Genomic DNA, 22,572 nt, shown 5'->3' on the forward strand with positions numbered 1-22,572 from the left:
TCTTAAAAAAAGAATCCCTCCAGGTTGTATTAGTTAGCTAGAAATGATTTTTTGAAAAATTCGAGTTGCTTTTCCAGTGTGACTGGATCACTAAAGGAGGCTCCATTCCCGCTCATTTCAAATACTCGATTGTTTTTAACGGCTGGAATATTCTTGTACGTTTCGGTTTCTTGGAATGAATTATCAGCGTCCGAGTATTTACTGAAAATTACATAGTCTCCAGCATACTCAGGAAGTACTTCTGCCGATAATGCATAGTAACCAGATTCCAAGGCCATTTCCTTTACTTTTTCCGGCATTTTCAAGTTCATTGCTTGATACAATATTTCTGTTCCACGTGCCCAGTTATCACCGAATACGTAAAGCTGCTTATCAAAACTTTCGATAACAGATACGGTTGCATCTTCGCCTATTTTTGCTCGAATCTCTTCACCTGCTGCTTGGGCACGGCTTTTGAAGTCCTCAACCCATTCTTTTGCTTCCTTTTCTTTGTTCAAGAGCTTACCGATTTCTTCGTGCTGTGTTAAATAATCTAATTTGCCCCATGTATAGGTTACAGTAGGAGCAATTTCACTTAATTTATCAATATTTTTAATATTTGATAATCCAATGATTAAATCTGGCTCTAATTCTATAATTTTTTCTAAGCTTTCATCTGATACTTCTTCTACATCTTTTAATTCTTCTTCAAAAGTTGGGTTCGTCTTAGACCAAACATCAACACCAACAACATTTACTCCTAAATCAATCACATTACCAGTGAAACCTGATAATAAAACTACCCGCTTAGGGTCAGCTGGTACTTCAACTGGACCAGTTTCAGATTGGTATGTAATTGTTTCTTTCTCTTTCTCTTTCGGCGCTGAACTATTATTTTCTTCTTCTGTTGTCTTGTTCCCACAAGCACTAATAATTAACACTAACAGCAGAATAAATGGAATCAATCGTTTCTTCATGTTGACATTCTCCTTTTAATAAATTGTAAGTGATGCACATTGGTTTGTTTGTTCGAGGATCTCTTCCAATTTCAGCATCAATATGAAAAACTTCTTTTAGTACATCATGGGTAATAACTTCTTCGCAATTTCCAGCCTTTACAATATGTCCGTCTTTTAAAGCAATGATGTAGTCAGCAAAACGAGCAGCTTGGTTTAAATCATGAAGAACCATAACAATCGTCCGTTCCTGTTCAGCATTAAGCTTTTGCAATAGTTCTAAAACCTCTAGTTGATGTGCCATATCTAAATACGTTGTAGGTTCATCTAGAAAGATGATGTCTGTCTCTTGTGCTAGCGCCATTGCTATCCAAACTCGTTGTCGTTGGCCTCCTGACAATGAATCTACTGGTCGGAATTTAAAGTCTGTTGTACCTGTAACGTCTAGAGCCCAGTCAATCACTTCATAATCTTTTTTCGTTAAGCGTCCGAAGCCCTTTTGATAGGGGAAGCGACCATAAGAAACGAGCTCACCAACTGTTAAACCACTTGCACTCTCAGGTGTTTGTGGAAGAATTGCCATTTTTTTAGCGAGAACTTTCGTATTTTCTTTAGATATATTCATTCCATCTAATACGACTGCACCAGATTGCTGTGAGATAATGCGAGTAATTGCTTTTAACAGGGTGGATTTCCCACAGCCATTAGGTCCAATTATAGTGGTAATCTGTTTATCTGGGATTTGAACACTGAGATCCTTGACAATTAAGCGTTCACCATAGCCGATCGTTACTTTATCTGTATATAGGCGAACCATTTTCTACCTCCATTTGGTTAAATATTTAGAATAAGGAAATAAATGATAATGATTATCAACTTCAACTCTTTCCTAACTATAATTCTATCTTTTTCTGATGTCAATGATTATTTTGATTGTAAATTGCAGAGAATCATCGTATAGTTAAATGAGAATGATAATCAATAATGTTTGGTTATGAAGGAGTGAACGGAAATGATGCAAGAATTATTTGATGTGACAGTAATTGGAGGCGGTCCGGCCGGGCTATATTCAACTTTTTATAGTGGACTTAGAGAAATGAAAACAAAGCTAATTGAATATCAACCTCAATTAGGTGGGAAAATTCATGTGTATCCGGAAAAAATGATTTGGGATGTTGGAGGGCAAACACCAATTTTAGGAGCTAAATTAATTGAACAGCTTGTTGAGCAGGGATTAACATTTAATCCAACAGTGGTGTTAAATGAAAAAATAGAATCAATCTCACGAAATGAAGCAGGTATTTTTGTCTTACAAGGCAGCTCCGGTCAAAAGCATTATTCGAAAACAGTTATAGTTGCAGTTGGCGGTGGGATATTAAATCCTCAGAAGCTAGCAATAGAAGGTGCAGAAAGATTTGAAGTATCTAATTTAAATTACACTGTGAAGTCTTTAAAACGTTTCAAAGATAAAACAGTCATCATTTCTGGTGGAGGGAATTCTGCAATTGATTGGGCTAATGAATTAGAGACTATTGCAAAAAAAGTTTATGTTACATATCGGAAAGATACCTTTGCAGGCCATGAAGCTCAAGTAACACAACTAATGAACAGTTCAGCTACTTGTTTTTTTAACACCTCGATAACAAAACTAATTGCTTGTGCAAACCATAATGACATTGAACGTGTTGAACTGACAAATCATGAAACAAAAGAGGTATCATATTTGCCAATTGATGAAGTAATAATAAATCATGGCTATGAACGTGATTCGACATTACTAGAAAATAGTGAAGTGAATGTTGAATTATCGGAAAATTATTATATTTCAGGTAATGCTACGAGCGAATCTTCTATTGATGGAATTTACGCTGCGGGTGATATTCTTAAGCACGATGGAAAATTACATTTAATCGCTGGTGCTTTTCAAGATGCAGCCAACGCTGTAAATAAAGCTAAGCAATATATCCAACCGGACGCTACTAAAAACGGGATGGTTTCTTCTCATAATGAAATCTTTAAAAAGCGCAATAAAGAGATCGTAAAACAGATGATGAACTAAAGTAAAAGCCTCCATATAATTTATGTTTAGGATTGTTGAATATAGAAGCACATCTATGGGAGATAATTGATATGAAGAAAAAGTGTATTCCAACGCTAACCTTATATAAGGTTAGCGTTTATTTTATTGGGAAAATCCTTATGATATGTTGACACGAAATTGCGGATATGATATTAAAAAATATATACTAGCACTCAGTTAAATAGAGTGCTAATTATTTGAGAAATCTAGCTTATAGAATCTATTACTACGTTATAATATTCACGTAGTGTTTATTCGAAAGGAGAGGTAATAATGGCTAAAAAACAATTCAAAGCCGAATCCAAAAGATTATTAGAAATGATGATTAACTCAATTTATTCTCAGCGTGAGGTTTTTTTAAGAGAGTTAATTTCGAATGCAAGTGATGCAATTGACAAAATCTATTACAAAGCATTGACTGATGACGCTTTAAGTTTTGACCAAGATAGTTATTACATAAAAGTGTCTGCTGACAAAGAAAATAGAACCTTGACAATCACAGATACTGGGATTGGAATGACGAAAGAAGATCTTGAAAATAACCTTGGAATTATTGCAAAAAGTGGTTCTTTAGCATTCAAAAATGAAAATGAATTAAAAGATGGTCATGATATTATTGGTCAATTCGGGGTAGGATTTTATGCAGCTTTTATGGTAGCTGACGTTGTAACTGTTACTAGTAAGGCATTAGGCAGTGATGAAGCTTATAAGTGGGAATCTCAAGGTGCAGATGGATACACGATAGTGCCACAAGAAAAAGCTTCCGTTGGTACAGAGATCATGCTGAAAATCAAAGAAAATACAGAAGATGAAAGCTATGATGAATTCTTAGAAGAGTATCGCTTAAAAGCAATCATCAAAAAATACTCTGACTTCATTCGCTACCCAATTAAAATGGATGTTACTGGACAAAGACCAAAGGAAGATAGCGAAAATGAGTTAGAAGATTATAAAGAAGAACAAACAATAAATAGCATGGTTCCAATTTGGAGAAAAAATAAAAATGAGCTTACAGCAGAAGATTACGAGAAGTTTTATACAGAAAAACATTATGGCTTCGACAAGCCGATCAAACATATTCACATCAGTGTCGATGGTACTATAAGATATAATGCAATTTTATATATTCCAGAGAAAATGCCATATGACTATTATTCAAAAGAATATGAAAAGGGATTAGAGCTATATTCCAATGGTGTATTGATCATGAACAAATGCGCAGACCTCCTTCCTGACTACTTCAGTTTTGTTAAGGGAATGGTTGATTCTGAAGATTTATCTCTTAATATTTCCAGAGAAATGCTTCAACATGATCGCCAATTAAAATTAATCGCCAAAAACATTAACAAAAAAATCAAAAATGAATTGCAAAGCCTATTAAAGAATGAACGAGAAAAATATGAAGAATTTTATAAATCCTTTGACAGACAGCTAAAATATGGCGTTTATAGTGACTTCGGAAGCAATAAAGATGTTTTACAGGACTTATTAATGTTCTCCTCATCTAAAGAAAAGAAGCTTGTCACTTTAGATGAATATGTATCAAGAATGCCTGAAGATCAAAAATATATTTACTATGCTTCTGGAGAATCGATTGAAAGAATCGAAAAGCTTCCACAAACAGAGATCGTAACTGAAAAAGGCTATGAAATGTTATACTTCACTGAGGACATCGACGAGTTTGCGATTAAAATGATCATGACTTATAAAGAGAAAGAATTCAAATCTGTATCAAGTGGTGATCTAGGGATTGACGTGGATGAAAATCAAAATGATACAGAAGCTGAACAAAGCGAAAACAAAGAACTCTTTGACTACATGAAAAACATCCTATCTGACAAAGTGAAGGATGTTAGAGTATCAAAACGATTAAAAACGCACCCTGTATGTTTATCAACAGATGGTGAAGTAACCATTGAAATGGAAAAAATTCTAAGTGCAATGCCTGATAATCAAAATGTAAAGGCAGATAAAATACTTGAAATCAATGTAAATCATGAGGTATTCCAATCATTACAAGATGCCTATGAAAAAGATAAAGACAAGCTAAACTTATATACAAACCTATTGTACAACCAAGCACTTCTAATCGAAGGTTTACCAATCATTGATCCAGTTGAGTTTACTAATGATATATGTAAAGTAATGGTATAAGATAAAATCAAACAGTCAGGTACTCATCTATTGAGTGCATGTCTGTTTTTTTGTTTGTATTCGACAAATTTCGGGTGGTGACAGGCACCAAAATTCACTTTTTTTAATTACAAAAATAGTATTAAAAGTTACAAAATCTATCAAGTTATACTGAAAATTAATAATATTAAGATTATAAGAAAAGGAGGGGCAATACATGGAACCAGCAAAGAAACTGCAAACGCTTTATTATATGGACGATAAAGATGAAAAACAAAGCTTTTTATCTAAACTTAAAGAATTGAAGGTAGGAGTTATTCCTTTACCTCTATATGTAGCATTGGCACTTATTATTTATGGTGCATCTGTATATAATCAGCTTCCACCTGATATGATTGGCGGTTTTGCTGTCATCATGGTTATGGGAATTTTACTTGGGGATATCGGGTTAAAAATTCCTATATTGAAGGATATTGGCGGTCCTGCGATACTAGCACTCTTAATTCCGTCTATTATGGTATTTTATAATTTGATTAATCCAGCTTCAATGGAAGCGGTCACAACATTGATGAAAACATCTAATTTTCTTTATCTGTATATATCTTGTTTAGTTGCAGGAAGTATACTCGGAATGAGCCGAAAAGTATTAGTACAAGGGTTTACGCGTATGTTTATTCCACTCGTATTAGGAACGCTTGCTGCAGTAGTAGCAGGAGTTTTAGTTGGATTATTATTTGGGTATGACATGAAACATACATTTTTCTATATTGTTGTACCGATTATTGGCGGTGGTATCGGAGAGGGAATCTTACCGCTTTCACTAGCATACTCACAAATTTTAGGTGAATCTGCTGAAAGTTTTGTATCCCAAATGATCCCTGCTGCTGTCATTGGAAATACTGTTGCGATTATTTGTGCAGGATTAATGAAACGTTTAGGGGAGAAAAGACCTGAACTAACTGGAAATGGTGTTCTAGTGAAATCAAAAGGTGGCGATGGGATTTCACAGGAAACCAATATTAATAAACCGGTCGATTTCTCGCTAATGGGTGCCGGATTATTAATTGCCTGTAGTTTCTTCATCTTTGGTAGTCTCGCACATAAATTCTTAGGTATACCTGGTCCAGTACTTATGATTGTTGCTGCCACATTAGTCAAATGTCTGAAAGTAATGCCTGCAAAAATGGAGCAAGGAGCCTATCATTTATATAAATTTGTTTCAACAAGCTTAACATGGCCACTTATGGTTGGTTTAGGGATCCTCTATATCCCGTTAGAAGATGTGGTGAAAATTGTAACGCCGGCCTATGTTGTCATTTGTTCTGTCGTTGTTATTGCCATGGTGGGGACGGGCTATATAGTTGGGAAAATGATGAATATGTTTCCTGTCGATTCGGCAATTGTAACAGGCTGTCACAGCGGACTAGGCGGAACAGGTGATGTAGCCATTTTATCAGCTTCCAACCGTATGTCATTAATGCCGTTTGCACAAGTCGCAACAAGACTTGGCGGTGCTTCAACAGTTATATTAGCAACACTGTTATTGAAATTATTAAGTTAAAGACTAGTATAAACATGCGAAAAGAGTAAGAGAAGTTCTTCAAACATAATTGAGAGAAGCAGAAAGAAACAAGAGCTACTAATACAGTCAAAGGTTTTCTTACTTTCAACAAGATATTAGAAAAATTCAACTAATGGAGAGATACGAAATATGTCAACTTTACGTTATGAAGCATTAAAGATGCATAAGGAAAACCAAGGGAAATTAGGTGTCTATTCTAAGGTTCCAGTACGCGACGCGAATGATTTGAGTCTTGCTTATTCCCCAGGTGTAGCAGAGCCTTGCCTGGACATTCACGAGGATGAAAGCAAAGTATATGATTACACAATGAAGGGAAATCTCGTTGCCGTTGTTTCAAACGGAACAGCTGTACTTGGTCTTGGAAATATTGGTCCTAAAGCAGCCATGCCTGTTATGGAAGGGAAGGCACTATTATTTAAATCATTTGCTGGTGTGGATGCATTCCCTATCTGCTTAAATACGACTGATTCTGATAAGATTGTGGAGGTTGTCAAATTATTAGAACCTACTTTTGGTGGGGTAAACTTAGAAGATATCGCTGCACCACAATGCTTTGAAATTGAAGATCGTTTGCGAAAAGAATGCGAGATTCCGATTTTTCATGATGACCAACACGGAACAGCCATTGTGACTGCAGCAGGGCTAATCAATGCTCTAAAACTTGCGAACAAAAAAATAGAGGATATTCGTGTAGTGGCTAACGGTGCTGGTGCAGCAGGGGTGGCAATTGTCAAACTGTTGCTTCGTATGGGTGTAAAAGATGTTATTTTATGTGATACAAAGGGTATCATTTATAAAGGTCGTCCAGTAGGAATGAATAAATTTAAAGAAGAAATGGCGAATATTACAAACAACGAACAAAAGCAAGGGACATTAGCAGATGCACTTGTTGGAGCTGATGTTTTTGTTGGGGTATCAGCTGCAGGTGCCGTTAATAAAGAAATGGTTCGTTCAATGAAACAGAATCCGATTATCTTTGCCATGGCTAATCCGGTACCAGAGATCATGCCGAATGAGGCAAAAGAAGCTGGAGCACTCGTAGTAGGGACAGGTCGCTCAGATTTCCCAAACCAGGTCAATAATGTGCTCGCTTTCCCTGGTATTTTCCGTGGTGCTTTAAACGTTCATGCGAAAGAAATAAATGAAGAAATGAAACTTGCTGCAGTTTATGCAATTGCAGGATTAATTTCAACAGAAGATCTTCATGCGGATTATGTGATTCCAGATCCATTTGACCGCAGAGTAGCTGCTTATGTAGCATCTGCTGTAGCATCTGCTGCAATGGAAACTGGTGTTTCTCAAAAGATAGTCAACGTAGATGAAATGAAAGAACACTTATTAGCATCAGCAGGAGAAAAACAACCTGTTTTTGGATGAGATTGCTTATAATTCTTACAATTAATCAACTCAAACCCCTTGTCTAGACCAACAAGGGGTTTTCTCTTGTCTGTTAATACCCCTAAACCTTATCAAGCTTATTTTTTGCTGGAGAGTATAAGGTGGGGCTAAAAAGCAAAGGTGATAATATATATGAGTGGAAAATATAAAATGATTGCATCGTAAAAAGTAGTACTAGCATGTGGAAGATCTAATAATGGAATACTATAATGATAAAATCACGGGTTTCCAGTGAAATTGGAGGCAGAAATAATGAAAAGAAAGAAATGGAGCCTGCAAGCGACCATTACAGTTTTGGTTTGTGGTGTCGTAGTTCTTTCTTTGCTCGTAACGGATTTACTAATAACTAGAACGATAGCTACGAGCATAGAAAAGGATCAGGAAGAAAAAGCAACAAATGTGGCACGTATTGTAGCACATTCACAACTTGTAACAGAAGCTTTAGGTAAACAAAAGCAGGAGGTCTCTATTCAAGAGTTTGCGGAAGAAACCCGCAGTCTTACAGATGTTCAATTTGTTGTCGTGATGGATATGAACGGTACTCGGAAATCGCATCCCAATCCCAAAAAGATTGGTAAACAGTTTATCGGGGAGGGGAAAGAGATTGCTTTAAACGGTAGTGAACATGTGGCTGTATCAAAAGGCACATTAGGAACATCGCTTCGTTCCCTAACACCGATTTTTGATCGTACTGGTAAGCAGATAGGTGTAGTAGCTGTAGGAATTTCTTTAAATGACGTAGAAAAAGCAGTAAGTCAAGGCCGTAAAAATATCTATGTAGGAACATTATTAGGAATAGTAGCAGGTATTTTTGGGGCTGTATTCATGGCAAGGTATATTAAGAAAATTCTCTTTGGACTAGAGCCTTCTACTATAGCTAAGTTGCTTCAAGAGAGAGATGCGATCTTGCAATCAGTAAGGGAAGGAATTATTGCTGTTGACCAAGATTCCAGGATTACGCTGGTAAACAAAGCGGCTTTACGTTTATTTCAAAAGGCTGGATTAACACAAGAACCACGAGGAATGAAAATGGAAGAATATCTATCCAACTCAAAACTAGGTCAGATAATGGTAACTGGGAAAACAGAGCCAAACGAAGAGTTGGTTTTAAATGGTATTACTTTGGTTGTAAACCGTGTACCAGTCTTTTTGAATGATAAAATAGTAGGAGCTGTTTCGACATTTCGAGATAAAACAGAAATTCAACAACTAGCTGAACAATTAACTGGTGTACGTTTGTATGCAGAGGCGCTCAGGGCACAATCCCATGAATTTATGAATAAACTGCATGTAATTCTGGGAATGTCACATATGGGGTATTATGACCAAATGACAAATTATATAAAAGAGTTAGTCAGTCATCGAAACAATGAAATCGGTGCAATAACCAGAGATATCAAAGATCCTGTATTAGCTGGATTTCTAATTGGAAAATTAAGCTATGCACGTGAAGCTGGTGCAAAATTACATATATCAAGTGATCGTCAGGTGCCAGAGCCACTTCATTCTCACATATCTCACGAGTTGATTACAATATTAGGGAATTTAATTGACAATGCTCTCGAATCAGTATCTACCTGTTCACGAAGGCAAATAGAAGTGCATTTCGACTATGGTGATGATATTTTAACAATAGATGTTAAAGATACCGGAGTCGGGATCGAGAAGGAAACATTAAATCATATGTTTGAAAGAGGATTTTCTACTAAGGGGGAAGACAGGGGACTAGGTCTATTTTTAGTTAACCAAAGCTTAGAAAAACTTGGTGGAGAAATTGAAATTTCCTCAAAGCTATCTCAAGGAACGAGATTTGTTGTTTATATACCATACGATTGCAGGTGATTTTAGAATGATTAGTGTACTCATTGTTGAGGACGATCCGATGGTTGCAGAGTTTAACAAACGCTACCTAGAACAAGTAGGAGGCTTTCAATTAGTTTCTGTTGTTTCTTCTACAAATACTGCATTACAAATATTAGAGAAACAAACGGTCGATTTACTTTTACTAGATATCTTTATGCCTGGGAAATCAGGGATAGAGTTGTTACTCCATATTCGAGAAACAGGGATGAAGGTTGATATTATTTTTATTACTGCAGCTTCAGATAGGGATAGGATTCAAACAGCTCTGCGGTATGGGGCGGTTGACTACTTAATTAAACCCTTTGAATATGACCGATTTAAAGAAGCATTATCAGCCTATCGAGAGAAATTCATGTTTATGAAAAAACAGCAGGTATTAAGCCAGAAGGAGTTAGATCGGCAAATCCTCTACAAGGAATCAAAGGTAATAGCAGAAGAGCTGCCAAAAGGATTAACAAAAAGTACATTACAAGTGATATGGGACACAGTTCAAAGTTTAGGACAGTCTCCTTTTTCAACGGAAGATATTGCTGGTCGTGTTGGGATCTCAAGGGTATCGGTAAGAAAGTATCTAAAATTTTTGAGCGATATAGACGCCATTTTTGTACAAGTTCATTATGGAACAATTGGGAGGCCTATTTACCAATATACCTATAATAAAGGAAAAGAAACTAGTGTAAAAAACTTTCTTTAGATAGGCTAGATAGGCCGCTGACTTATTTTAGTTGCAATAGTACATTTCTACATTATAAAGTAATGGTCTTAAACAGATACCTACAGCCCGGTACTCGTTCATTGAGTATAGGGTTGTTTTTTATTTTCGACAAATATCAGCACGATTCGGGTGGTGACAGGCACCCAGCAATATCCACAAACCGTCTTACCCCTTCTCTTAATTGCTTTTCATTCACATAGGAATAACTTAAACGAATCCAAGATGATAATTGGTTTAATGGATCACAAAGCTGGCCTGGGACAAAGGAAATGGATTGCTGAATACTTTTCGTTAATAATAATTCAGATGAGAAGTGATCAGGTAGCTTTATCCATAAATTCAGCCCACCATGGGGACTGGTCCATTGCCAATTCGTTGCTGCTAGTTCCTCTTCCATGATTTCCTTTCGAATCTGTAGAGCGATCCGAAGTTTCTCCAAGTGTTGCTGCATTCTTAGTGATGAAAAGTAATGAAGAAAAATCTTTTGATTAAGAAGTGGTGAACCATTATCAGCTAACGATTTCATCGATAGTAGTGATTTCATTACGGACGAATGACAAATTACAGTCGCAATTCTCAAGCCAGGTGAGATATATTTGCAAAAGCTGCGGATATAAATAACTGTTCCAACCGTATCATATGTATAAATCGGAGGGGGAGGGGTCTCTTTAAAATAGATATCATGATAAGCATCATCCTCAATTAATAGACAGCGATACTGTTCTGCCAATTCTACTAATTTTTTGCGTTGATCGGCTGGCACTGTATACCCGGTTGGGTTATGAAATGTAGGATTGAGATAAAAGAGGCGTGGTTTATATCGTTTCATATAGGATTCAACCTGCTCTAAGTCATACCCATCTGGGTGAATATCTACAGTTATTATATTAGCACCTTGTGCTCTGAAAATATCAATGGCAGCACTATAGCTAGGTCGTTCAAATAAAACGGTGTCTCTTGGCTTAATGAAAGCTTGAGAGAGTAAATGAATCGCTTGTTGTGAACCAGAAGTGATTAACAGATCATCTGCATGAAGGTGTGTTTTATATTGGTTGATAAAATAATGAGTAAGAGATTCTCGTAGCTCTTCATCACCCTGCACAGTTGAGTATGTGGCAAGTACCTTTGGATAAAGATCAAACACTTTTTTTACGTAATCTGAAAAATAGTGATTAGGCAATAGATTTGGATCAATTAACGCTTGTGAAAAATGATAGGAGACTGGTACTTGATGGATGTCAGATAAATGCTTTTTTTGTACATTAGCGGAAACATATTGAATGTTTTCAAAATCATTGTTTTCCTTCATACTTGTTTGTACGTAATAGCCTGATTTATCCTTTACATAAACCTTTCCATCTTGCTTCAGCAATTTATAAGCCTTTAATACGGTTAATCGATGGACATTCATATCAGCTGCTAATTGACGGACAGAGGGAAGCTTGTCATGCTCATTCCATTCTTTACGTTCAATTCGGTGCATGACATAATCATATACTTGTTTAAAAAGATAACCTTCATTTTGAATCGCTTTACTCATATCGACTCCCCCTATTCAAAACAATTGTACCACGATCCTGACTAATCTGTTCTACTTATTCCAATCTGTTCTAGTAACTATCGATTATGATGGGAAAAAGGAGGAGTTTAGATGGTCATCATTCATTACATTCTCATGTGTCTGATTTTTGGTACAACATTTTTAGCAATAAAAATTGGTGTAGATGCAGGCGTGCCCCCATTTTTATCAGCTGGATTACGTTTTTTAATTGCTGGGTTGTTGTTATTTAGCTTTATGATTTGGCGAAAAAAAACGACAATAAGATTATTATTTCGAAAAGAAATGTTTTTGACAGGAATTGGCTTAACCTTTGGGACGTTTGCCACATTATACTGGGCAGAACAATATGTAACATCAGGAATTGCAGCTGTCTTATCGGCAACAGGTCCAATGATAATTATCATCATTCAGACAATCGTATTAAAGCAAAGAGCAAATAGGACATCATTCATCGGTTGTGTGATCGGTGTCATAGGTGTCATGTTATTAATCTTTCCAAGTTTCTCAATTGAGATTAGCCCATTCTGGCTGATTGGTTGCTTCGCAATTATTATTGGTGAAATCTTTTACGCATCAGGATCAATTTATACAAAACATGTCATCAAAAAATTTGAAACTACATCACCAATTGCCCTGAATGCAGCGCAAATGATGCATGGTGGGATTCTATTAATTTTATTATCCTTTTGTACAGAGAACATTCAACTAGCTACAGTTTTCAGTCCAGCCTCTATCGGCTCACTGTTTTATTTAATTATTGTCGGTTCAATGGTAGGCCACAGTCTTTATTATTGGCTTGTTTCACAGACAAACCCAGTTTTTCCATCAACCTGGCTGTATATCTCACCATTAATTGCTGTTGTACTGGGAGTTGTCTTATATCATGAATATTTTTCATGGCTAACAGGAATAGGAGCCTTAACGATCATTGTAGGAACAATTCTCGTTAATTTTCAAACATTACGGGGGCTATTTTTGAAAAAGAGAGTGATAAAACTTGCTGATATTAAGAATTAAGAATAAAAATATCTTAGATATATAGAAGGAAGGGTACTATTTTAAACGACCATTTTAGAATAGAAAAAACCGAAAGATTAATACTGTTTTCGCAAACTTTGTTGCTTTTAAAATAGTATTGGGTTGGTTGATTGGTGCTCCAGGATGCTCGCTTTCCGTGGGGCGGGCGATGAGCCTCCTCAGCGCGAAAAGGGCCTGCTTGGTCTAACCTGTCCCGCTACTCCCACAGGAGTCTCGCATATCCGTTCCAATCAACCTAATCAGTTTTGTTCAAAAACAACAATCTTTTAGAAAAGAGCCTTAAATAAAGACTTATATGACCTGGCGTATGGCCAGGTGTAAAGAGAACGTTAATTCACTCGCAATATGGAAGCTCTTGCCCATCGGACAAAGTACATTCAATTTTAGCTTTTGGTGGGCATTCTATTAATCGTTTTGTTTTAAATAATAAGTTACTAAATAACTTAGGATAAATCAGAATGTTGAAAATTAATTCTTAGGTCGTACAAAATTTGCTTTTTGTTTATATTGTTCAATATTGATGTGAGGATAATGCTGAGTAACTAGACATTGTACTTCTTCAATAAGTAATTCAAGTTCTGAAATACCATCATTTACCTCACCTAGCAAAATCTGAGATAGTCGATTATCTAAGTTATCAGGCTTAATATCCATAAAGTCAATAATATGATGCATCCATTTAAATGCAGGGTGATGGATATACATTTTGTTTAATCCAAGTAATGTAGCCAAAAGTTTTTTTTGTATAGAACAAATAACTTCGTATAACATTAACCAATCATTCCGATCTAAAAGTGCGTTTCGATTGTTCCATCTATTACCTAAATCTAAATTACTAAGTATCATTTTTTCTGCGAGCTTTGAAGGATATATTTCTATATCCTTTTTTAACTTGTTTAAAAGATCATGTCCATATAAACTTCTTCCATAAGTAATCGAGGATAAAATACATTGTTTATCGTAGTCCAAATCCTACTTATTCACTACGTCTTGTATGTATGTTTCTATTGTTTCAACTAAAAAGTTGCTAATTTCTAATTTAATATTATCCTCTGTAAGATAAGTTTCAGACCATTCTTCATCTTCGTATGGAAAAAAATCAATAACTCGTCCATTTACTAATTTTATTGGGAATAATCTTTCTGAATCACTAGGTGGTTCTGACCAAAGAATATGAAGTTCAATGTCAGAATGATTGTCCTGCCACTCTCTTGAAACAGAGCCAGCCAATAAAATACCTTTTACTTTTTGGTTTTGTTGATAGAGGGTTGAAAGTTTAATTGCTTTTTCTCTTAAGTTCATACATTTCCTCCATGGATTATAGACCTTGAAAATTTTTCTCTTAAAATACTTTTCTTTAACTATCCTTTGGTTCAATAAAGAAAAACTCAAACCATCTTAATAATATAGCATATTGTAAATGTTTTTTAATTAGAGTTTACTTTAAGAGGTACAATTCAAGAATCTGATATAAGTGGGATGAAAATGTTCAATATTTGTTTTGTTCGAGTTAGTGGGTCAGTTTGACCGAAGTACTAAAAGTGACTGAGGAGACTTTAAGGGTCCAGGTGCAGGTTGCACTTACTTATATCATGCGCAGAGAGGGAATGTATCCTTTCACATCTCCCTGGAACTAGATGAATAAAAAGTAACCGTGCTATGATGCAAAAGTGGGAGAATTTGAAATATTTATAAATTTATTTAGGTATTATTGGATTAGTGTGTTATGCTGTACCTAACCATTTAACACTTGTAGCATGTTGTCTACCCTCACTTATTGATAAGTGGGGGTTTTTTATGCTTTTTTATTTTTTTACGTAAAATAAAAAAGGACCCTATAATAGAGTCCTTCCCGAAATTACGCTTTGTTTACGTTAGTAGCTTGAAGTCCACGTTGACCTTGTTCTGTGTCAAATGTAACTTTTTGGCCTTCATCTAATGATTTAAATCCTTCGCCTTGGATAGCTGAGAAATGTACGAATACATCGTCTCCACCTTCAACTTCGATGAAACCGAAACCTTTTTCTGCGTTAAACCATTTTACTGTACCTTGTTGCATGTTTGTTTCCTCCTGTGTGGATTTAATCCACGTTTTATTACTATAGTTGCTCAATTAGATATCAAAGGCGAAAAGTTTAAACACTTATTCTATCCTTACAGACCGAACAAAAATAATTCTTCTTTAGATTAACAGATAAATTTTGGAAAAGCAAATAGAAAATAGTACTAAATATTATTTTTGCTTTATTCTTCCTTATTAATAGTGTTTAAACTGGTTTTCCCTAGTGCTTAAATAACTCCGTTGTATTGCTTAGATTCACAACATTATAAATTGGATACAATAACCATAAAACAGTAAAATGTGTTCAAAAAAAATAATTAGGTTATATATTAAAAAGTCAAAACGAAAAATATCAGGAGGAAAAATACATGGGTAATGAAAAAGTGGCATCACTATTAGAGGATAAAATTAATGTCATAAAAAGTGGTGAGAAATCCATTTATTTAGTCGGGCCTATTAAGTTACCCGTTAACTTGAATGGAGAAACAACGATATTCCAATGGTATTGCTGGTTGCGTTGTGAGAATATGGCGGGGCATTTTTGTAATGATGGCACTTATAATACAGAAAGTATCATTGAAACATTAGCCTCTTCTAATTTAGCGGAAATGCAGCAATCAAGTGTGTTGGTGTATGGCGATTTTAAAGCTTCCAACGACGCCCTTATCCGAATGCACAGCATTTGCCATACTGGCGATATATTTGGCAGTAAACGCTGTGATTGTGGGTTTCAATTAAAACAAGCAATGAAAATGATTGCTGATCACGGTTCAGGCGCATTATTTTATTTAGCAAATCACGAAGGCAGAGGTATCGGATTATTTAGTAAAGCCATGGCATATGTGCTGCAAGAACAAGGTTTGGATACAGTAGAAGCAAATTTGGAGCTTGGATTTGTCGATGATGCACGGAACTATGATGATGCCATTCAAGTGTTAAAAACATTGCGATCAAATCCAGTAACGCTAATCACAAACAACCCAAGAAAATTAGAAGCCCTTCAGAAGTCAGGTGCCAATGTCGCAGGCAGGGTTCAGTTATGGGGAGATAAATCTGAGTTTAATGAAAAATATTTAGAAACAAAAGTTGTTCGTTCCGGTCATTTAAAAGGGGGGTGTCCAGATGAGTGACAAAAAAAGATCAAGGGTTTATGTACCCTTGATCTCTTCGTAAACAATCTTTTATCCATTCTTAACGGGTAGAAAAATCCCACTGTTGTAAGTATTGCGTTATGAAAAACGAGCATCAAAGCTCCCAAGCAGGAAAGTCAGTCTCCTTCTTTTTCTCATAATCCTTCATCCTAGAGTATGAATTTGCTAGCTTTAACAGGATAAATCCTTGAGGGTGGGATGTTACTACATGACCTTTTAATTCTTGAATTTTAATATTTGCGAACATGTTTGCTGCTTTTGCTAGATTTTCAATCGTGTCCATTAATTCTGGGTTATCTTTGTAATTAGATTTGGCAATTGAGTAAATATAATCAAGTTTATTACTAATAAGTTTAAGCGTTTCGATATCAAACGGTTCATTTGTCATACGATTCCACTCCTTATTTATAAGCATATGGCATTAAGGAAAAAGTGGAACTGAAACATGTATTTTTAAATATTAATATTTATCTTGTAAACAATTTGAAGAGTAAGCAGATTGATGGAATATAAACGAATATTTTAATTTGGTAAAATTCAACTAAAATTAAAGAAGAAATTATTTGCACGATTTATCAAGTGAAAAACGTAACATACAATTTAAAGTGAAGGAATAGAACACATTAGTTTTGTTTATGGTTTGATGCAGGGTTTTTATTAGGCTTAGGTAATAAATTCTTTAATTTATTTTTCAAATAGTCCTTAATCATGTCTCGTTTACGTTTTTGCCTCTTGTCACGATTTTTCAAATAAGTCACCATCCTTAGAACAAGTTTAACTGATTCCTTTATTATAACTCTTATTAGTCTAATTATCTAATTAGTCTAAAGGTGAAGTTTTGATCCTGTAAACTGACGTTCAAATATGTAAAGAGAAAAATTGATCAGACCCATCAGATTGTGCTTGATTGAATTATGATGTGAATGTTCATTTAGTGTGGGAATAAATACATAGGATAAAGGGGTTGAGTTAACAATTATGTAACATAACTTAAACTCTCTTTTTACATTAAAGTAATAGAGACTACTCATTCATTTGCTATCCTCCTATATAGAACTACTATAATTGGAGGAGGTTATTGTAATGGTTAATAGGAAGAAAATTAATAAAAAAGGAAGTATCCGAAGAGGATTATTCATCTTTTCAATTGCATGTTTGATTATGTATCTTACAGATTTGGGAAATAAAACGTTTGCTCAGGAAATCAATTTAGAACGTGGTCAATCTGATAACTTAAAGGTGATGTCTTATAACATTCATCATGCCGAAGGAGTAGACGGTGTTTTAGACTTAGAACGAATAGCGGCAATTATTGAGGATTCAAATGCACATATTATTGGCTTACAAGAGGTGGATAATCATTGGTCTGACCGTAGCGATTTTCAAGATCAGGCAAAATGGCTTGCAAAACGTCTTGGTATGTTTTACACATATGCAGCAAACCTTGACCATGAACCTTTATCAGATGGAGATCACCGTCGTCAATATGGAACAGCGATTTTAAGCAAATATCCGATCATAAAGTCGGAAAATCATTACCTATCGAAAATTGGTAATACTGAACAGCGTGGTCTGTTAGATGTAACCGTTAATGTAAAAGGAAATCACGTGCATTTCTATAACACGCACCTAGCATTAACATCTGCAGAACGAGAGATTCAAATCAAGGAAATTATCGAAATAGCTAACCATTCAAATGGACCAAAAGTAATTGTAGGTGATTTAAACGCTACTCCGGAAAGTAGCGAAATGAAACCAATGTATTCTATTTATCATGATGTTTTTTTTGAACAAACTGATGCCAACACGTATCCTGTAGAAAATCCTTCAAAGAGAATTGATTATATTTTTACATCAGACGACATTGAAACAGTACATACAGAAGTGATTGAAACCTTTGCTTCCGATCATCTTCCAATCACTGCTGAGGTCGTATTGGAACGTGAAGAACCATATTTTAATGGGAATTAATAGGTTATTAGATCTTATCGAGAGATTTCGGTAGGGTCTTTTTTTTGCTATGGAAATTCGCTTAGTCCTTGAAATTACTCTCTTACATCTTTACTTTATTGTATATATACAACAAGCCCAAACTTAAGTAGTAACACACTTGAGTTTGTTTTTTTGTTATGGCTCTTTTCTAAAAGATTGTTGTTTTTGAACAAAACTGATTAGGGTGATTGGAACGGATATGCGAGACTCCTGTGGGAGTAACGGGACAGATGAGACCCCGCAGGCGCTTCGCGCTGAGGAGGCTCATCGCCCGCCCCACGGAAAGCGAGCATCCTGGAGCGCCAATCAACCAACCCCAATACTATTTTAAAAGCAACAAAGTTTGCGAAAACAGCCTTTGTTATTAATCGTTTCGATTGGTAACTAGAAAGAAACGCAGGATTAGAAATTCTAGTTCTACCCAAGTATAATTATGTAGGCGGTAAAAATTGAGAGGGGATGAAAAGAAAACATGACTAAGCAAATACAAATTGGAAAAACAGATCTATATGTCAATCCGATTGGCCTTGGAACAAATGCTGTTGGTGGACATAATCTATATCCGAACTTAAACGAAGAAGTTGGAAAAGATTTGGTTCGATCAGCGCTTAACAATGGGGTGAATTTTTTAGATACTGCCTTCATTTATGGGCCTGGACGCTCAGAGGAGCTAGTAGGTGAAGTAATAAAAGAATCAGGAAAACGTAGTGAACTGATTATTGCAACAAAAGGAGCACACAAACTTGTAGGAGATGATGTCTTACTTGATAACTCTCCTGCTTTTTTAAAACAATCGGTAGAAGATAGTTTAAAAAGACTGCAAACAGATTACATAGATTTATTTTATATTCATTTCCCAGACGAATCTACACCAAAGGATGAAGCTGTTGGGGCGTTAAAGCAACTGAAGGATGAAGGGAAAATTAGAGCAATCGGTGTATCCAATTTTTCAATTGACCAGCTAAAAGAAGCGAATAAAGATGGCTATGTTGATGTTTTACAAGGAAATTATAACCTAATCCAACGAGAAGCAGAGCAAGACTTCCTACCATATACAAGCGCAAATAATATCTCATTTATTCCATTCTTTCCATTAGCTTCTGGGCTGCTAGCTGGTAAATATAATAAAGCCATGACGTTTAACGATTTGCGTGCTGATATGCCTCACTTAAAAGGTGAGGAATTTGCTAAAAACCTAGAAAAGGTGGAGCTTATCCGCAAAATTGCAAATTCAAAAGAGGCTGAAGTTGCTCATGTTGTTCTCGCATGGTATTTAACACGCGATTCAATTGATGTGGTGATTCCAGGTGCAAAGCGAGCGGAGCAAGTTCTAGATAATTTGAAAACACTTAATGTTCATTTAACTGATCAAGAAATACATGATATCGACAGTATTTTTAAATGAATAATTTGAACAAACCAAAGCCGTCTTTAGTAAGATGGCTTTGGTTTGTTATTATTCAGTGGAATATAACTTTATCAAATTGATCTTTTATATTTTGAATTATCTGTTCATCCGATTTCATTGTGCTAGATTCTTGTAAATTACATATTTTTTCCATGAATCATAAAAATCAGAAATGAAGAAAAGTGAAAATTAGATGAAACGTAGAAGATGAGTTTTTGGGAGAGCTAATAGGATGAAAGGAATAAGAAGTTAAACTAGAATATCCCTTTGGTTTAGGTAACCAAAGGGATATTGAACATATTTTCCAGCAGCAATATACCAATGTAAAAATAAACATGTGGTATGAACGGTTCCAGTAAAGAAGGGTAGGTCTCAATTTTCATTTCTTTCATTTATATCTAAAAAAGCTCGTTGTAACTGAGTACCCATTAATGGTTTGCTAAAAAAGTAGCCTTGTCCAATATCACAGCCAGTTTGATCTAACACTTGATGTTGATTTTCGGTTTCAATCCCTTCTGCAACTACTAATAAATTAAGGTTGTGGGCTAAAGATACAATTGAATTAACAAGAGATATATTATTTTTATCTATAAGTTCTTTGAGGAAGGCTATATTTAGTGGAACTTAGTATAATTAATAATTAAGTTTTATTTAATAGTATTGTTAGACAAGATAAAGGAAAAAATACGAAAGCTGTATAACAAAAAGAGTTGGCTCAAAAGTCTAAGTCAACTCTTTCTTTCAGAAAAGGGTAATATATTAGTTAATTCGAAAGAGCACATGGTCCTTCAGGGTAACTAAGGGATCATTATCCTTTAATAATCCCTCTGTCTTCCCGTGAAATGCTATTTGAATAAGCCATTTTGTAAAGCCTGCTACATTCATTGATTCAATTTCTTCCAAACTATAAAAACCTGCATCATCGGATTCTAAACCATCTGGTCTTGGGGTACCACTTATGTAATCCATCGCAAAAGCAACATATAAATTATGAACCCGATTTGGGAGATCTCGAATCGCGACGATACTTTGTACCTTTGCTTTAATTCCTGACTCTTCCTCCACTTCACGGATAATCGTTTCTTCAATTGATTCCCATTGTTCAATATAGCCGCCTGGATTTGTCCAATAGCCTTTTCCTGGATTATGAGCTCGTTTTACTAATAGAATTTTGCCATCTTTAACTACGATTGCTCCAACACCAATGCTATAATCACCCCAAAATACATAATCACAGCTTGGGCAAGCTCTTCTGTCTGTTCCATCTATATTACGTGTTTCTAAAGGAGCACCACATTTCAAACAGTAATTCGCTGACAAATTGACCATCCTTTCACTAACAATAAATAAATGATAGTAGTCAAGTTCGACAAATTTAAGTTATATCCTTTTCTTTTTCTTTTTTAGAATTAGGTAATTTAGATAGAAGAACAAGATTAGCAGGTGAAATTGAGGAATAATTCTATAATTATTATTTGTAGTTGTAACTAAGTCAGGTGGAGTCAGTATACTCTAATTGAAAAAATGTATTTTTTAAACCTGAAGTTGAAATTTTTCAATTGTGGATAATAAGAACCAAGAAACTTACATATAATAAAAGCGACTAAAAATTGAGCCGCTTTTATAATGTGAAATTATGTTTTTACCTATAAGTATTTTTCACCCATTATGAAATTTATTGACATTCGTCGCATGTTTGGAAGGGGAAAACTAAGCTTACGAACGCTTTCCAGTGCCGCCAACATCTCTTGTTACATCTTTTCTTTCATCTTTTGTCAATTTTAGCACCTCACTTAACTTATTAATCATAACTTGTCCACGTATAGGAGGCGATATACATGAGTAAAAAAAATAATTCTGATCATTCTAAAGTTGTGTATGTGGGATTTGGCGGCAATGACACATCTGAACCAGAAGATACATCAGAAAATGATGAGTATGTTTTTGTTAAAGTAGGCTTTAAAAAGGATAATTTTGAAAAGATAAAGTCCTATACTACATATGCTAATGTGGAAGCGAAAATGGATAAAATCGATGTAGAATACACCCCGGAAGACTTTATTAAGGGAGCAACGATGTATTTTATCGATTCAATGCTAGACAACATTGATGCACATAAACCTAAAGAAATAACAAGAAAATTATATGAATCCCTTCCTGAATTCCTTCCCATTTTAAATGAAGCAGCCAAACAACTAGGAAATACCCCAAAGCAAAATGTTGAACCACTTATTGATGATCATGAAGGATTAATTAAAAATAACATTAAGAAAATTATGAAGGAACAGAAGATGACTCAAAAGGAACTTGCAGAAATAACAGGCATTGATAAAAGTAATTTATCGATTTATATGAATAACAAATCACAACCATCTATCGAATTCTTCCTTAGAATTTGGCATGCCCTAGATTATCCACCTCTCAACGAGATACTTTTCAGAGAAAAAACTCATGATGCTTAAGGCATCCCTTTTTTTTGCAACGAAGTTAAAAATTTTCAACTTTTATTAAAAATGTTTAAAAAAAGGTCATAAGACATGCACCTCTTTCAATATCCTATATCATAACTAACTACCAACGGAAGTGGTTTCGAATAAGGTAGGGTCACTTTACTGCTATGAAATCAAGGCAATTGCATAACATGACAGGTGGTC

18 protein-coding genes and 2 pseudogenes are annotated in these 22,572 nt (G+C 35.2%); 11 read left to right on the plus strand and 9 right to left on the minus strand.

Translation table 11 applies throughout. From position 1 onward, the window contains the following. Positions 1 to 29 precede the first annotated feature (29 nt). Positions 30 to 956: an iron-hydroxamate ABC transporter substrate-binding protein gene (locus WCV66_RS09130; RefSeq protein ID WP_066339908.1), complete on the minus strand. Its 927-nt coding sequence runs from the start codon at positions 954 to 956 to the stop codon at positions 30 to 32. Then, the gene (locus WCV66_RS09135) at positions 907 to 1,752 is read right to left on the minus strand and encodes an ABC transporter ATP-binding protein (RefSeq protein WP_066339906.1); all 846 of its coding nucleotides are present in this window, start codon (positions 1,750 to 1,752) and stop codon (positions 907 to 909) included. Before WCV66_RS09135 ends, WCV66_RS09130 begins: the two co-directional genes overlap by 50 nt. Before the next feature lie 195 nt (positions 1,753 to 1,947). Between WCV66_RS09135 and WCV66_RS09140 the strand changes: the two genes are divergently transcribed. The 6 genes from WCV66_RS09140 (at position 1,948) to WCV66_RS09165 (ending at position 10,685) form a co-directional block, all read left to right on the plus strand. Next, the gene (locus WCV66_RS09140; protein ID WP_338788725.1) at positions 1,948 to 2,994 is read left to right on the plus strand and encodes an NAD(P)/FAD-dependent oxidoreductase; all 1,047 of its coding nucleotides are present in this window, start codon (positions 1,948 to 1,950) and stop codon (positions 2,992 to 2,994) included. 294 nt (positions 2,995 to 3,288) lie between these two features. Then, on the plus strand, positions 3,289 to 5,169 hold the full coding sequence (htpG, locus tag WCV66_RS09145; protein WP_338788726.1) for a molecular chaperone HtpG: 1,881 nt from the start codon (positions 3,289 to 3,291) through the stop codon (positions 5,167 to 5,169). Positions 5,170 to 5,365: 196 nt separating this feature from the next. Continuing rightward, complete coding sequence (locus WCV66_RS09150; protein ID WP_338788727.1) at positions 5,366 to 6,709, plus strand: 2-hydroxycarboxylate transporter family protein; 1,344 nt, start codon at positions 5,366 to 5,368, stop codon at positions 6,707 to 6,709. A 150-nt stretch (positions 6,710 to 6,859) separates the two neighbouring features. Further along, entirely contained in the window at positions 6,860 to 8,107 is a 1,248-nt protein-coding gene (locus WCV66_RS09155) for an NADP-dependent malic enzyme (protein WP_338788728.1), read from the plus strand. Between the two features lie 273 nt (positions 8,108 to 8,380). Then, entirely contained in the window at positions 8,381 to 9,970 is a 1,590-nt protein-coding gene (gene dcuS, locus WCV66_RS09160) for a DcuS/MalK family sensor histidine kinase (RefSeq protein WP_338788729.1), read from the plus strand. A 7-nt stretch (positions 9,971 to 9,977) separates the two neighbouring features. Beyond that, complete coding sequence (locus WCV66_RS09165; RefSeq protein ID WP_338788730.1) at positions 9,978 to 10,685, plus strand: response regulator; 708 nt, start codon at positions 9,978 to 9,980, stop codon at positions 10,683 to 10,685. Between the two features lie 136 nt (positions 10,686 to 10,821). Here WCV66_RS09165 and WCV66_RS09170 read toward each other — a convergent pair whose 3' ends face one another. Continuing rightward, positions 10,822 to 12,246, minus strand: a complete 1,425-nt coding sequence (locus WCV66_RS09170) for a PLP-dependent aminotransferase family protein (protein WP_338788731.1) — start codon at positions 12,244 to 12,246, stop codon at positions 10,822 to 10,824. Positions 12,247 to 12,357: 111 nt separating this feature from the next. On the opposite strand from WCV66_RS09170, the gene WCV66_RS09175 reads away from it, so the two are divergent. Then, on the plus strand, positions 12,358 to 13,284 hold the full coding sequence (locus WCV66_RS09175) for a DMT family transporter (protein ID WP_338788732.1): 927 nt from the start codon (positions 12,358 to 12,360) through the stop codon (positions 13,282 to 13,284). A gap of 358 nt (positions 13,285 to 13,642) precedes the next feature. Here the strand turns inward: WCV66_RS09175 and WCV66_RS26805 are convergent. The 3 genes and pseudogenes from WCV66_RS26805 to WCV66_RS09185 all read right to left on the minus strand — a co-directional run. After that, positions 13,643 to 13,711, minus strand: a pseudogene (locus tag WCV66_RS26805) (MBL fold metallo-hydrolase); the annotation flags it as partial. Between the two features lie 62 nt (positions 13,712 to 13,773). Then, positions 13,774 to 14,607, minus strand: a pseudogene (locus tag WCV66_RS09180) (DUF4037 domain-containing protein). 556 nt (positions 14,608 to 15,163) lie between these two features. After that, positions 15,164 to 15,364, minus strand: a complete 201-nt coding sequence (locus WCV66_RS09185) for a cold-shock protein (RefSeq protein ID WP_026560151.1) — start codon at positions 15,362 to 15,364, stop codon at positions 15,164 to 15,166. Positions 15,365 to 15,735: 371 nt separating this feature from the next. Here WCV66_RS09185 and WCV66_RS09190 point away from each other — a divergent pair, with 371 nt between their 5' ends. Next, entirely contained in the window at positions 15,736 to 16,497 is a 762-nt protein-coding gene (locus WCV66_RS09190; protein WP_338788733.1) for a GTP cyclohydrolase II, read from the plus strand. A 115-nt stretch (positions 16,498 to 16,612) separates the two neighbouring features. On the opposite strand, the gene WCV66_RS09195 is transcribed toward WCV66_RS09190, so the two are convergent. Then, entirely contained in the window at positions 16,613 to 16,906 is a 294-nt protein-coding gene (locus WCV66_RS09195; RefSeq protein ID WP_066339879.1) for a hypothetical protein, read from the minus strand. 695 nt (positions 16,907 to 17,601) lie between these two features. Here WCV66_RS09195 and WCV66_RS09200 point away from each other — a divergent pair. Together WCV66_RS09200 and WCV66_RS09205 are read left to right on the plus strand one after the other, a co-directional pair. Beyond that, positions 17,602 to 18,489, plus strand: coding sequence for an endonuclease/exonuclease/phosphatase family protein (locus WCV66_RS09200; protein ID WP_338788734.1), 888 nt, complete (start codon positions 17,602 to 17,604; stop codon positions 18,487 to 18,489). 493 nt (positions 18,490 to 18,982) lie between these two features. Continuing rightward, positions 18,983 to 19,915, plus strand: a complete 933-nt coding sequence (locus WCV66_RS09205; protein ID WP_338788735.1) for an aldo/keto reductase — start codon at positions 18,983 to 18,985, stop codon at positions 19,913 to 19,915. A 375-nt stretch (positions 19,916 to 20,290) separates the two neighbouring features. Here the strand turns inward: WCV66_RS09205 and WCV66_RS26810 are convergent, their stop codons facing one another. After that, entirely contained in the window at positions 20,291 to 20,530 is a 240-nt protein-coding gene (locus tag WCV66_RS26810) for an EAL domain-containing protein (protein WP_413789663.1), read from the minus strand. Positions 20,531 to 20,677: 147 nt separating this feature from the next. Beyond that, complete coding sequence (locus WCV66_RS09210; RefSeq protein WP_338788736.1) at positions 20,678 to 21,247, minus strand: NUDIX hydrolase; 570 nt, start codon at positions 21,245 to 21,247, stop codon at positions 20,678 to 20,680. 509 nt (positions 21,248 to 21,756) lie between these two features. Here WCV66_RS09210 and WCV66_RS09215 point away from each other — a divergent pair. Next, on the plus strand, positions 21,757 to 22,380 hold the full coding sequence (locus WCV66_RS09215) for a helix-turn-helix domain-containing protein (RefSeq protein ID WP_066339868.1): 624 nt from the start codon (positions 21,757 to 21,759) through the stop codon (positions 22,378 to 22,380). Positions 22,381 to 22,572: the final 192 nt, after the last annotated feature.

Source organism: Metabacillus rhizosphaerae, from assembly GCF_037201795.1.
Taxonomy (GTDB): domain Bacteria; phylum Bacillota; class Bacilli; order Bacillales; family Bacillaceae; genus Metabacillus; species Metabacillus rhizosphaerae.